13 protein-coding genes are annotated in these 12,517 nt (G+C 43.5%); all 13 read left to right on the top strand.

The genetic code is table 11. From position 1 onward, the window contains the following. Window positions 1–12 precede the first annotated feature (12 nt). The 13 genes from VEA_RS21600 (at window position 13) to VEA_RS21540 (ending at window position 12,249) form a co-directional block, all read left to right on the top strand. Complete coding sequence (locus tag VEA_RS21600; protein ID WP_005392485.1) at window positions 13–546, top strand: polysaccharide biosynthesis/export family protein; 534 nt, start codon at window positions 13–15, stop codon at window positions 544–546. Window positions 547–561: 15 nt separating this feature from the next. Then, window positions 562–2,742: a GumC family protein gene (locus tag VEA_RS21595; protein WP_006742214.1), complete on the top strand. Its 2,181-nt coding sequence runs from the start codon at window positions 562–564 to the stop codon at window positions 2,740–2,742. Then, a complete protein-coding gene (locus tag VEA_RS21590; RefSeq protein ID WP_006742215.1) occupies window positions 2,720–3,529 on the top strand; it encodes a putative capsular polysaccharide synthesis family protein in 810 nt (269 codons plus the stop codon). Before VEA_RS21595 ends, VEA_RS21590 begins: the two co-directional genes overlap by 23 nt. 2 nt (window positions 3,530–3,531) lie before the next feature. Then, a complete protein-coding gene (locus VEA_RS21585; RefSeq protein ID WP_006742216.1) occupies window positions 3,532–4,584 on the top strand; it encodes a glycosyltransferase in 1,053 nt (350 codons plus the stop codon). Further along, window positions 4,550–5,803: an O-antigen ligase family protein gene (locus VEA_RS21580; RefSeq protein WP_006742217.1), complete on the top strand. Its 1,254-nt coding sequence runs from the start codon at window positions 4,550–4,552 to the stop codon at window positions 5,801–5,803. Before VEA_RS21585 ends, VEA_RS21580 begins: the two co-directional genes overlap by 35 nt. A 15-nt stretch (window positions 5,804–5,818) precedes the next feature. Next, window positions 5,819–6,652 (top strand): putative capsular polysaccharide synthesis family protein, encoded by an 834-nt coding sequence (locus tag VEA_RS21575; RefSeq protein WP_006742218.1) that lies wholly within the window; start codon window positions 5,819–5,821, stop codon window positions 6,650–6,652. After that, window positions 6,649–7,680, top strand: a complete 1,032-nt coding sequence (locus VEA_RS21570) for a glycosyltransferase family 4 protein (protein ID WP_006742219.1) — start codon at window positions 6,649–6,651, stop codon at window positions 7,678–7,680. Before VEA_RS21575 ends, VEA_RS21570 begins: the two co-directional genes overlap by 4 nt. An 8-nt stretch (window positions 7,681–7,688) precedes the next feature. Then, window positions 7,689–8,996 carry an oligosaccharide flippase family protein gene (locus VEA_RS21565; RefSeq protein ID WP_006742220.1) on the top strand — a complete coding sequence of 436 codons (1,308 nt, stop codon included), beginning with the start codon at window positions 7,689–7,691 and terminating at the stop codon, window positions 8,994–8,996. A gap of 2 nt (window positions 8,997–8,998) precedes the next feature. Further along, window positions 8,999–9,397, top strand: a complete 399-nt coding sequence (locus VEA_RS21560) for a VanZ family protein (protein WP_005392476.1) — start codon at window positions 8,999–9,001, stop codon at window positions 9,395–9,397. A gap of 64 nt (window positions 9,398–9,461) precedes the next feature. Beyond that, entirely contained in the window at window positions 9,462–9,782 is a 321-nt protein-coding gene (yqfB, locus tag VEA_RS21555; protein WP_005392475.1) for a N(4)-acetylcytidine aminohydrolase, read from the top strand. A gap of 50 nt (window positions 9,783–9,832) precedes the next feature. Beyond that, the gene (locus tag VEA_RS21550) at window positions 9,833–10,432 is read left to right on the top strand and encodes a TetR/AcrR family transcriptional regulator (protein WP_006742221.1); all 600 of its coding nucleotides are present in this window, start codon (window positions 9,833–9,835) and stop codon (window positions 10,430–10,432) included. Window positions 10,433–10,581: 149 nt separating this feature from the next. Then, the gene (locus VEA_RS21545) at window positions 10,582–11,616 is read left to right on the top strand and encodes an NADP-dependent oxidoreductase (RefSeq protein WP_006742222.1); all 1,035 of its coding nucleotides are present in this window, start codon (window positions 10,582–10,584) and stop codon (window positions 11,614–11,616) included. A gap of 15 nt (window positions 11,617–11,631) precedes the next feature. Continuing rightward, window positions 11,632–12,249: a glutathione S-transferase family protein gene (locus VEA_RS21540; protein WP_006742223.1), complete on the top strand. Its 618-nt coding sequence runs from the start codon at window positions 11,632–11,634 to the stop codon at window positions 12,247–12,249. Window positions 12,250–12,517: the final 268 nt, after the last annotated feature.

Here is a 12,517-nt window from a genome sequence, read left to right as displayed (position 1 = left end):
AAAGGATTATTAATGAAGGCATTCATCACATTCATGAGTGTAGCGTTGTTGCTATTTAGCACTTTGGTCAACGCTGACTCAAACGAGGAAGATTACTTACTCGATACTGGCGATACCATTTCCGTGCAGGTCTATGGTGAAGAAGATCTTACGATTAAAAATATTCTAATAACGTCAGATGGCTATTTTGATTACCCCTACCTTGGCCGAATCAAAGCAATCAAAAAAACACCGAAACAACTCAAGTACGAAATAGAAACGGGCTTAAAAGGCGATTATCTCATCAACCCAAAAGTGATGGTCACTATCAATAACTTTCGTCTGTTTTACGTTAATGGCGAAGTCAGGAAACCAGGTGGATTTGAGTACCGTCCAGGGTTAACCATAGAGAAGGCCATCGCTTTAGCGGGTGGCTTGACCGACCGAGCCTCACGCAAAGGCATTAACCTCACCAAACATAAAACGGGTCAAACGATAGAGGGTGTCAGTATGCACCGTAACGTTGAACCTGGTGACATTGTATTTATTGACCAGAGCTTCTTTTAAGTGACAGGGAATCAAATGAACGGGACTCATCCAAATAATCTCCAGATGAACAAAGTAGAACTGATTCGTTTTGGTCATCACTTTAAAGCGATTAAAAAGAATTGGCTAAGCATCGCAGCTTTCACGCTTCTGTTTTCATTAACTTGTACTTGGTATATCTACTCCAAAGCATCGATATACCAAGCTACAGCAACGCTACTCATCCAAGAAGAGCAAAAAAGTGCCCTTTCAATCGAGGAAGTATATGGTGTCGACACAACAAAAAAAGAGTACTTTCAAACGCAAATCGCTATTTTAAAATCGAATCATATTGCAGATAAGGTCATTAGAGAGCTGAACCTAACTCAACAACCGGAGTTCACACGCTCAGGTGGATTAAATCAAAAGATCGACCAAATAAAGTCGATCCCTTTTGTCCAAGACCTACTGAATGTGGCTCCAAGCCCAAAAGAAACCGCCCAGTTTTCAGAGTCCTATTATCAAGCGCTTCAAGCTTTCAGAAGTAAACTCGATATTGAGCCGGTACGTAACACCCAATTAGTCAGAATTCGCTTTCGTTCTACCGATCCTAAGCTTGCTACAACAATCGCCAACGCGGTCGGCCAAGCCTACATTGACGCAAATTTTGAAGCCAAATTGGTCGTTACACAAAATGCGGCCACTTGGTTGACAAATAACTCACAAAAATTGGAGGAGCGATTACGTAACTCTGAGCAAGCGCTGCAAGAATTCTTGTTAAAAGAAGGATTGATCGATATAAACGGTATTGATGAAATTTACGCAAATGAGCTAGAAGAACTCACTCGCAAGCTAAATGTCGCTGTCAATAAGCGCATTGAAGCGCAGACGTTAATCCAACTGTTAAAACGTAAATCCTCACAAAGTTTAGACAGCTTGCTGTCAATTGATGAATTCGCTAATCAAGCGCAGATCCGCGACCTAAAATTATCGGAAGCTCAGGCAGCCAAAAATCTCTCTGAGCTGGCACAGCGCTACGGCCCCAAGCATGACCGAATGATTCAGGCGAAAGCGCAGCTCGCTGAAATTCAATCAAGAACCCAGCAACTCATTCGTGACATTTCCTTCAGCAAGCAACAAGACCTTCTTGCTGCAAAGGCGCAAGAGGACATGCTTCGAGCAGAACTCGATAACAAAAAGTCCGACTTCCAATCGTTAGGGTCACAAAAAGCGCGTTACGAACAGTTAAAACGGGAGGTTGAATCCAATAAGGCACTCTATGAAGCGTTCTTAAATCGTGAGAAAGAGACCAACGCCACCAGCGACTACAAAAATGTCACTGCACGTTTTACTGACAAAGCCATCATTCCTCTATTCCCGGTGGCACCACAACGAATCAAACTGGTACTGATTGCCACCTTTTTTGGCTTTGCCATTGCTTGTGCGCTGGTCATCATCTTAGAAACGATGCGAGAAGTTATCCGAAGCACAGCCGATGTGCAGGAAAAACTTGGTGTTACGTGTTTAGGCGTGATTCCGATGGTCAAAAAACGCAATTTGCGTAAAAACGGCGTCAGTTATACCGCGTATTTAGATGATGAAGAAAAGCTATTTAGTGAAGCTTGCCGCTCCGTCAGAACCTCGCTTCTGCTCAGACTAACCAACACGAAGCAAAAGATATTGCCCTTTACTTCTGCCATTCCAGAAGAAGGAAAAACATCGACCAGTATCAATATGGCGGTGTCGTTTTCAAAAATGGAAAAGGTATTGATCATCGACTGCGATTTACGCCGACCTTCCATCGCAAAACGGTTTGGTATTGCTGAATCAAGCCCAGGCTTAACGCATATCCTGACTATGGATACGCCAATCAAAGATTGTGTTACACATATAGAAGAAGCCAACTTAGATGTATTACCGGCAGGCCTAATTCCGCCAAACCCACAGGAACTGCTAGCTTCTGAACGCTTTAAAAAGTTGCTCGAACATTTTCAAAATAAGTATGACCGGATCATTATCGATACACCGCCCCTACTGTCAGTGAGTGATGCACTTATTCTTGGTCAGTATGCCAATGGTCTGATTACCGTCATTCGCTCAGAATCGACAAAATCATCACTGGTTAACCTTGCGTTATCTAAACAAATACAACACTCAGTTCCATCTCTTGGCGTCTTAATCACACAAGCCAAGACTAAGGAAGGAGAAACGCTTTATGTCCAGAAATACGCCTACTAACTCAAACGCATCTTGGTACCAAACGTTGAAAAGCCAAGAACAACCGGTATTGATCTATCAAATGGGCAAAGTAGGTTCGAGTGCATTAGAACATTCCATTCCTAACTCGATTCACTTGCACGATCTTATGACTGTCGATGCGCAAAAACAGATATCCCCTGTGAGAGCGCAATTGCATAAACCTCAGATCAATGCGTTAAAGCGACGACTCAAGCGCATAGCGATGAGCCGTATGTTAAAGCGCAAGAAAAAAGTTCGAATTATCTCGCTGGTGCGTGAACCGATCGGACGAAATGTTTCAATGTTCTTTCAAGCACTTCCGTTTTGGATGGCGGACAAATATCTAAAAGATGACAGCGCAATACGTACCGAACGACCGCAATTACTCCAAGAGGCATTTGATAAGCACATGAATCATCAATATGCGCTGCAGTGGTTTGACAACGAGATCAAACAACTAACAGGGATTGATGTGTTTAACGAACCTTTTAATCACGAAGTAGGCTATCAGACATACCATAACAATAACTTTTCACTGTTGGTCATTCGAAGTGACAAGCTAAAGCAGGCTAACTCCGCAGTTGAAGGCTTTTTAGGTTACCCCGTGGATGTTGTTTATGAAAATCAGTCAGACAACAAATGGTACTCGCCACTAATGAAAGAATTCAAAACGCAATTTCAACCTACACCCGAGTACGTTGAAGAAATGCTGAATTCTAAATTGACGAAGCACTTTTTCTCAAATGCAGAAATCACCGACCTTAAACAGCAATATCTGACCAATTAATCATGAAAACCAAGATTCTACATATTATTAATGATCTTTCTCAGAACGGCGGTGCTCAGAAGTTCTTAGTCGACCTTGTTTTAGAACATAAGCCTGAATACGAAATCAAAATTTTGGTCTTGTGTGATGAAAATGATTACTTACCAACGCTATCCGCCCAAGGGATAGAGTGTTTTAACTGGCGCACTTTGTCATTGAGTGAGAAATACTGTTTGCTGCGTTGGCCGCATGTCGTTCACGGGCACCTCTACCCTTCCATTTATCTAGCGCTATTGGCGGTAGGTAAAAAACGAATCCAGACTGAGCACTGCTCTTACAACCGTCGACGTGACTATCCGTTGTTTAAGTTCATGGAATATGTCTTGTATTGGGGCCACGACTTGACGGTCAGTATTAGTGAAAAAGTACAAGATGAACTGGTGAAGTTCATGCCTCGCTACCAACATAAATATCACGTGGTGCACAATGGCGTTGATTTAAAAAGGTTTCCTATGATGCCGAAGTGCGCCAGCCACCTGATCGACAAACCAGTCATCAAGATTGGCATGGTGGGCCGACTTCACCAACATAAAGATCATGAAACGCTTATCCAAGCACTTGTCCATTTACCAAGACGATACGAGCTCCATCTTGCTGGAGATGGCGAAAAAAAATCGCCACTGCAAGCATTGGCAACAAAGCTCAACGTCACGCAACGTGTTCACTTTCATGGGGTAGTTTCTGATGTTCCAGCGTTTTTGAACGACATGGACATTTACGTGCAATCATCGCATGTCGAAGGCTTTGGCTTGGCGGCGGTTGAGGCCATGGCAGCAGGCTTACCCGTATTATCATCGGACGTACCCGGTTTGGATGACGTCACCGGACGTGCCGAATATTTATTTCAGGTTGGTAACTCAAATGAGCTGAGCCAGAAAGTGCTCCAGCTGTGTGAAAGTGTTGAGCGGTATGACGCTGCAAGTCAATACTCAGTCAATAGGGCCTCTCTCTACACCATCGATAAATTTCGTGAAGGTTACTATGGAATCTACCAGCAGCTTTGCACCAACAAATAGCTCCGCGCCATCGAGCCACCGAGCCTCATGGTTTGCAGCATGCCTATTAGCATTGTTCTTTATTCCTATGAAGTTTCGTGCTGGAGGAATAGCACTAGCACCATCAGACATCGTAAGTCTTTTGTCCATTGGTTTTACAGCGTTAGTGGTATTGGAAGGAAAAGCTGAAAAACTCATGCATCCCTGCATGGGGTTCCTCGTATTGTTCACTGGGTATGTGTTCTTAAATGGCCTGCTAAATCGCGTCCCCCTAATGCCGCTAGTTATAGAAACCGTGCAATGGCTGGCGATTCTCTGCTTGCTTAGCCTAATGTACGCCTATGGCGTGTTTGATGATGAATGGGTAATGGTTTATTTCACTTATCTGCTGTTTTTCATCTGTACGCTCGTTGCCTTATGGCACTTTGCTCAAGGCTATCAAAGCGGGTTTAAGTTACTCGGGGTAAGTAAATACGGGTTCGGTGTACTTTGCTCACTACTGTACCTTTATCGGGATAAAATTCGCGCTTTCCACCTTTTGATGCTCGTCGCTTTGGTATTACTGGTGTTGTCGCAAGAAAGAAAAGCACTACTTGGTTTTTGTCTGCTTTTCGTCTTTGACCAGCTGCTCGTAAAAAAACTGATGAGAAAATCGCTTAATGAAACGTACACGTGGACGATTTTATTAGCCTTAAGCTTCATTGTGTTTACTGCCGTCACAACCACACTCTACGTTGGGTTTGAAACGCTAGCGGACACATTGGAAATAACCCAAGAAGACGTCTTATTTGCTAACCAAAGTGAAGCCCGCTGGGTATCGAATCTTCATAGAAAACTCTTACTTGCCAATGGGTTAGACATTTTACTTCAGCACCCTGTTTTAGGTGTCGGCGCGAAGATGCTGCCCAACTTTATGATCAGTTACTTTAACTATGATGAACTGGCGATCTACACCCACAACTTTGTGTTAGATACCGCAATTGAATACGGGTTGCTCGGTATCGCCCTATTGTTTGGTGGTTATTTTCTGTTTATTCGCTTTTGCTTCCGTAGTCTCAATGACAACAGAAAAAGCCTCTTACTCGCGATATACGCCCTCATCATGGTGTTCTTCGTTGCGGTAAATACCACCATCATTTTAATACTCTTATTACCCGTCATGATAAGCATGAGCCGCGAGTCAAAGGTCAACACCATTACTCATACTTTTCCGGTAAACCATCACCATGAATTTGAATAATCAAGGATAGGATAGATGAAGTATTCAATCTCTCGACAATTTGAAAAGAACCGAGAACTCCAAGCTGACAATTTTGTTTTAGTTTACCAAATGGGCAAAGTTGGCTCATCGTCAATTGAGCACACGCTGGGAGAAAGAAATATCCCGAGCTATCACATCCACACCTTTGATGATCACGAAGAATTTCACATGTATCACAATAAAAAAGACGTGAGTAAATTTTTCGATTTCAAAAACCGTGCGCTCTACCGCTTAGTACTCAAGCAACGAAAACGTATCTTACAAAAACGCGAACAGATCAAAATCGTCACACTGGTCCGCGATCCAATCGCAACAGTCTTTTCTCGTTTCTTTCAAGACCTCCATTTGCAATTTATCGAAGGCAAAAAGAATGATGCAATTCACCGAGATATGGCAGTCACGTATCAGCACCTCGAACATTGTTTCGATAACTATATCAATCTCAACTATTTTGCGGACTGGTTCGACAACGAGTTAAAACGTAACTTCAATATCGATGTGATGCGTCAAGAATTGGACAACACTCAACCTTTCTTCACATTCAAGAACGAGCAAGCCAACGTCATGCTAATCAAATGCGAAAAGCTCAGCTCTCTCGATAAAGAAATTGGCGAGTTTCTCGGGCTGCAAGACTTCGTGCTGAAAAACAGCAATGAAGCGAAAAACAAGTGGTACTCCAATATCCACCAGCACTTTAAGCATCACTACGACTTTTCAAAGCTGTTCTATATGTACGATCTTCCCTTATATCGCCACGTTTATTCAGAACAAGAACGTGATGCTTTCAAGCATAAATGGATGCAGACAGCAGGAACAAAATCATCATGAAAAAAGTGCTCCATATTACAGAAGCCTTCGGAGGTGGCGTTCAAACCGCCCTCTATAGTTATGCTCACTCCTCTCGAGATGAGCCCTATCAACATTTCTTGCTAGCCAGAGCTCGAGAAAACGACTTAACCAATGAAAGCAACCATCATATTTTCACACAGACCAAATGGGTGGAAGGCGGCTTACTTCAATTTGTTCGTGATGCAAACCACATGATTGCATCACTTGCGCCTGACGTTGTGCATTTGCACTCGAGTAAAGCGGGATTTCTCGGGCGATTTCTAAAACTTGGCAAGGCGCTCTTGGTTTACACTCCGCACTGTTATGCTTTCGAACGTGAAGATATCTCCGAATTCGCACGCCAGCTCTATAGAGCGCTAGAGAAAGTAAAACTAAACAAAATTGATGTGGTGGCAGGCTGTAGCCAACGAGAATGTGACTTGGCGATTAGCATTGGCGCGAAACGTGCTGAACTGCTCAACAACTACGTGTCCTATCAAAGTGAAGAGCGTTTATTACGAAACAGACAAGAAGCGCTGCGACTTGTTGTGCTTGGTCGTGTCGCGCCCCAAAAGGATCCGCAATTTCTCATCGACACATTGCAACATCTTAATCGACATGCGCTTAACCGCCCATTAGATATCACTTGGATAGGAGGCGGTGACAACACACTCGAACAAAAATTGCGTACAGAAAATGTGGATGTGACTGGCATGTTACCTCGTGATGAGGTGGTTAAAAAGCTCAAGGGTTCAGACCTTTACTTACATACTGCAGCATGGGAAGGGATGCCGTTAACTATTCTAGAAGCAGCCAAATTACATCTTCCTATGGTGATTCGAACTATCGGCGCGACCAAAGATCTCAACTACCCATTTTTAGCGCTAACACCTGAAGAAATGGCCAAGCAGATCGCGCACTGTGTCAATCATTATGATGAAATCGATTTTTGCCAATATACAACAGCGTTAAACGACGCCTTCAGTGAAGAAAAGCAGCGCCTCGCACTCAATAATATTTACGGTTAAATGCCCCTATGTTTCACACTGTTCAACAAAAATTACTGTTGATGCCCAGCGGTAAAAAAAGCTTGCTATCTACTGGATTGAAAACCGCAATCACGCGTGTGTTGAGTGCGCTATTTGCTTTTTTACTGACACTGATTGTATCGAAGACCAGTGACCCTTCGACGTCCGGTCAATTTTTCTTTTTATTCAACCTAGTCTCACTACTCGCGATCGTTTCTCAGCTAGGTTTTGATGTCTCATTAGTTCGCTACAATGCGATCGCCTTTAATAACAAAGAGACACTTCAACAAAGCCACAACTATAAAACGGCACTTTATCGAAGTATGGCGTTTTGCTTGCTAGCCATTGCCGTTTTGTTGGTAGGATTTAATCTGTTTCCTGAACAGCTAAACCAGACCCAATCGCCAATGCATGCGATTACTTTAGGCTTGTTCTGCATACCGTTTTTGGTGCTTGCACAGACCAACAGTCGTGTGCTTCAAGCATGTAGAAAGGTCGTGTCATCACTGTTTGCTTTACAGCTTGGCGTGAGTATGTTGATGGTCTTTTTTGTCTTTGGCTTGGACTATATCGGTCAGCAAAATATCAACAATCTGATGACCGCACTGCTTCTGGCGAGTATGAGCGTCGCGGTAATATCCAGTGTTAATTGGCTAGGTTCAGGTCAGTATCAGACATCGGCTTTCGTACCAAACAAAAAAATGGTCGCTTCTGCCAAGCAAGTCTGGATTGGCAGTATCTTCACGAACGTTCTTCAATGGGGAAGCCTTGTCATTGCGGGCTTTTTTATCTCAACAGCGGAACTCGGTCTATTAGCTGCAGCTCAACGTACATCACTACTGATTGGCTTTGTGCTGATTACCATTAACTTTATGGTCGCCCCTATGTTTGCCTCTCTCTACAAAGAACGCCAAATGATCAAACTGCAAAGCCTGAGCCGTTTAGCTTGCCGAGCCAACGTTGGTTTAGCGATTGTTCCCGTGATTATTTGCACTCTATTCCCAGAGTTTGTGATGCGGTTTTTTGGTGAAGAGTTTCTTGCTGCTGCGCCACTGTTAGTCGTCCTGTCTTTAGGGCAGTTAGTCAATGTTGCGACTGGCTCTGTAGGATTTTTATTACTCATGAGCGGTCACGAAAGAACCATGAAATACATTACAATTTCCTCCGGCACAATCTCTATCTGCTTGCTCATTGCGCTTTGCCAAACGTTCGGTGTTATTGGTGCAGCATGGGCGATGGCAATTGGCATGGCAATTCAGAATCTAGCAGCGTTGTACTTTGTAAAACGTTACTTAGGCTTCTTTCCAATAGGTTAATTATGGTTTCAATACTGACACGGATAAGTTTTGTTTTCGTTCTGACGCTTACGGCTTCACTCTCTTTGTGGAAAAGCTCTGACTTACACCATGCCACTTACCTGCAAATGGAAACCTACTTAGGTGGATCGAGTACGCTTCACTTTACTTTCAGTTTATTGATCGGCTTTTTATCGGTCTTCACCTTCCCCTCTTTAGTAAGTTCAAGTAAAGCCGACGTCTTTGGCATTCGCCTTTTGCTACTGCTGTTGGCTATCGTTTCAATGGAAGAAATAAGCCAACTTTTTATTCCAAGTCGCTCATTTAGTTTTGATGATCTCAGTACCAACTGGATAGGCATTATCTCGGGTTACTTTAGTGCCAAGTTGATTCGCGTCCTGCGCACTCGCTCGTTCTCTTGAAATAAGCACCTCAAGGTTATTTGGGTATATAATTACGCCAAATAATCAGACTAACGAGTACATCATGTCATCCCACCCAACCAAGATTACCTTTTTTGAATTCTTAACCCCGTTGATCACATCAGGCAAAAAAACGATTACGATTCGAGATGAATCAGAAAGTCACTACGTTCCAAATACAGAGGTCGAAGTTTTTACGCTAGAGACGGATCGTAAAGTCTGCAACATCAAAATACGCTCTGTAGAACCACTCAACTTTGAAGATATCAATGAGTTTCATGCTGAACAAGAAGCCATCGAACTGCCAAAACTCAAGCAGTTAATTCGAGAAATCTACCCAAACACCGACACGCTATTTGTGATTGAGTACGAGCTAATCAAATAACCCACAACAAACACTAGACGACTGGTCTAATTCATTCTATAGTACGCTTCATGAACGCAAAGACGAACGACACACGCCAACATATTCTCGACGTCGGATACGAGTTAATCGTAAACCGAGGGTTTACGAGTGTTGGCCTTTCAGAGCTTTTAAAAAAGGCCGCGGTGCCGAAAGGCTCGTTTTATCATTACTTCAAATCCAAAGAACAATTTGGTGAAGCGATGATTCAAGACTACTTTACTAAGTATTTTGAGCGTTTAAACGCACGCTTTACCAATACCGATCTGAATGGCTACCAACGCCTGATGAGCTACTTTGAAGAAATGGTCAAAGTAGAAGACGACGTATGTAATGCGAACAAATGTTTGTTGGTCAAGTTAAGTGCGGAAGTCTCCGATCTCTCAGAGTCCATGCGTCTAGCGTTACGCCAAGGTGCAGACAAAACCATTCAAGCAATGGCGGATTGCATTGACGTAGGCATTCAAGATGGCTCTATCCCAAATGGTGACAGTGCTTTATTGGCAAGGCAGATATACTACCTTTGGAACGGCGCAAGCTTGCTGAACAAACTGTATCAAGATCAGGCAGCATTAACGCAAAGTCTGACCTATACTCAACATCTACTGCAAAACACGCGAACTTGCCCATAGTAGGTAGCGTAAAAGTAAGATGAACACCCTACATGTGTTTCACAGTTGGTAATAACTCCTGTGATTGCACAATACACCTTCCCGCTCTATGAGCGGGATATTTTGAAATCAAAACTAGACGACCGGTCTAATCAATAAGTGAGATAAATATGACTAACGCAACAAATCGCAGAATCGTACTCGCGTCACGTCCCCACGGTGCACCAACAAAAGAAAACTTTCGTCTAGAAGAAGTGGCGAAACCGACTCCTCAAGATGGTGAGATGCTACTGAGAACCGTTTACTTATCTCTCGACCCATACATGCGCGGTCGCATGAGCGATGCCGAGTCATACGCCGATCCTGTTGCGGTTGATGACGTAATGATCGCTGGCACAGTGTGTCAGGTAGAAGCATCGAACCACCCAGATTATGAAGCGGGTGAATGGGTTCTTGCATACACTGTTGGCTGGCAAGACTACGCCATCTCAACTGGTGAGATGGTGATTAAACTTGGCAAAGAACCACAAAACCCATCATACGCTCTAGGTGTTGCTGGCATGCCAGGCTTTACCGCGTATATGGGCTTGCTCGATATCGGTCAGCCAAAACCAGGTGAAACCATTGTGGTAGCAGCCGCGACGGGCCCTGTGGGCGCGACCGTTGGTCAAATTGGCAAAATCAAAGGTTGCCGTGTTGTTGGTATTGCAGGCGGAGAAGAAAAGTGCCGTTACGCCAAAGAAGTCCTTGGCTTCGATGAATGTATCGATCACAAAGCTGACGACTTTGCAGAACAGTTGAAAAACGCCTGTGATCAAGGTATCGATGTTTACTTCGAAAACGTAGGTGGCAAAGTATTCGAAGCTGTAATGCCACTTCTGAATACCAGCGCACGTATCCCACTTTGTGGTTTGATATCTCAATACAACGCAACAGAACTGCCTGAAGGTACCGACCATCTTCCATTATTAATGGGTAAGCTGCTGACTAAACGGATCAAGGTGCAAGGCTTCATCATTTTTGATGACTACGGACATCGTTACGGTGAATTTGCGCAAGATATTAATCAATGGTTGGCTGAAGGAAAGATCCAATACCGTGAACATCTAGTACAAGGACTGGAGAATGCACCAGAAGCATTTATCGGTCTGTTGGAAGGTAAGAACTTCGGCAAGCTTGTAGTACAGATTAACGACCCATTATAAGGAAGGGATAAATAAATGATTAAACTTCACCATCTCAATCAGTCTCGCTCAAAGCGCATCATTTGGTTACTTGAAGAGCTAAATGTGGATTACGAAATCGTGCCTTATGTTCGTGACAAAGTGACCTTCATGGCACCGCCTGAGCTAAAGAGCGTTCATCCGCTCGGTAAATCGCCCCTGCTTGAAGATGATGGCGAGTTCATCATTGAATCAGGCGCGATGACCGAATATTTGATTGAGAAGTACAGTGATGGTGCGTTGGCTCCTGAGCGTGGGACGAAGGCGCACACTGAGTACCTGCAATGGATGCACTTTGCTGAAAGTTCAGCAATCTTACCAATGTTGTTAAAAATCTTTATTAGCAAAGAGCCAAACGAAACTCAATTTCTATCAGGCTATGCTGACAAAGAAGCGATGAACGTTCTGGGTTATTTCGAGCAATCGCTAGAAGGCAAAACTTACCTAGTAGAAGAACGTTTAACTGGCGCAGACATCATGATGTCATTTATTGTCGAGCTCGTGCATAAGTTCGGTTTGGCTGGTCACTTCCCGAATATTGAGCGTTATGGAAAACAACTCGCAACGCATCCAGCGTTTGAAAAAGCTGAGCAAATTGAAGTGAAGTACTCCTAATCATTCCGCCCCTTTGATGTTCAATAAAGCGATATCAAAGGGGCGATTTCCGACGTTAGCCTTGTCAACAAAGCGCAATTCATGCAAATGCCTGCGTGCTCTTTTTACCCTTTTCGCCAATACGTTAATAAACCAATCATAAAAATCAGCTAAGAATCTGATTCTAAGTTACTTTTCATCATCGTTCCCACCTATTGAATTGATAAGCAGTATCAGTTTTTGCTTCCAGCTTTTCCGTAATAATCTTCTCTTCAGTTGCTAAGGTATT

The sequence above is a fragment of the Vibrio antiquarius genome (assembly GCF_000024825.1).
Classification (GTDB): domain Bacteria; phylum Pseudomonadota; class Gammaproteobacteria; order Enterobacterales; family Vibrionaceae; genus Vibrio; species Vibrio diabolicus.
The sequence above is the reverse complement of the archived record's forward strand: the minus strand, read 5'-3'. Positions and strand labels throughout refer to the sequence as shown.

What these genes read in the sequence shown, in the direction of transcription:
- VEA_RS21600 (WP_005392485.1), top strand. Translation starts at nt 13, where the DNA reads ATGAAGGCATTCATCACATTCATGAGTGTAGCGTTGTTGCTATTTAGC.
- VEA_RS21595 (WP_006742214.1), top strand. Translation starts at nt 562, where the DNA reads ATGAACGGGACTCATCCAAATAATCTCCAGATGAACAAAGTAGAACTG.
- VEA_RS21590 (WP_006742215.1), top strand. Translation starts at nt 2,720, where the DNA reads ATGTCCAGAAATACGCCTACTAACTCAAACGCATCTTGGTACCAAACG.
- VEA_RS21585 (WP_006742216.1), top strand. Translation starts at nt 3,532, where the DNA reads ATGAAAACCAAGATTCTACATATTATTAATGATCTTTCTCAGAACGGC.
- VEA_RS21580 (WP_006742217.1), top strand. Translation starts at nt 4,550, where the DNA reads ATGGAATCTACCAGCAGCTTTGCACCAACAAATAGCTCCGCGCCATCG.
- VEA_RS21575 (WP_006742218.1), top strand. Translation starts at nt 5,819, where the DNA reads ATGAAGTATTCAATCTCTCGACAATTTGAAAAGAACCGAGAACTCCAA.
- VEA_RS21570 (WP_006742219.1), top strand. Translation starts at nt 6,649, where the DNA reads ATGAAAAAAGTGCTCCATATTACAGAAGCCTTCGGAGGTGGCGTTCAA.
- VEA_RS21565 (WP_006742220.1), top strand. Translation starts at nt 7,689, where the DNA reads ATGTTTCACACTGTTCAACAAAAATTACTGTTGATGCCCAGCGGTAAA.
- VEA_RS21560 (WP_005392476.1), top strand. Translation starts at nt 8,999, where the DNA reads ATGGTTTCAATACTGACACGGATAAGTTTTGTTTTCGTTCTGACGCTT.
- yqfB (WP_005392475.1), top strand. Translation starts at nt 9,462, where the DNA reads ATGTCATCCCACCCAACCAAGATTACCTTTTTTGAATTCTTAACCCCG.
- VEA_RS21550 (WP_006742221.1), top strand. Translation starts at nt 9,833, where the DNA reads ATGAACGCAAAGACGAACGACACACGCCAACATATTCTCGACGTCGGA.
- VEA_RS21545 (WP_006742222.1), top strand. Translation starts at nt 10,582, where the DNA reads ATGACTAACGCAACAAATCGCAGAATCGTACTCGCGTCACGTCCCCAC.
- VEA_RS21540 (WP_006742223.1), top strand. Translation starts at nt 11,632, where the DNA reads ATGATTAAACTTCACCATCTCAATCAGTCTCGCTCAAAGCGCATCATT.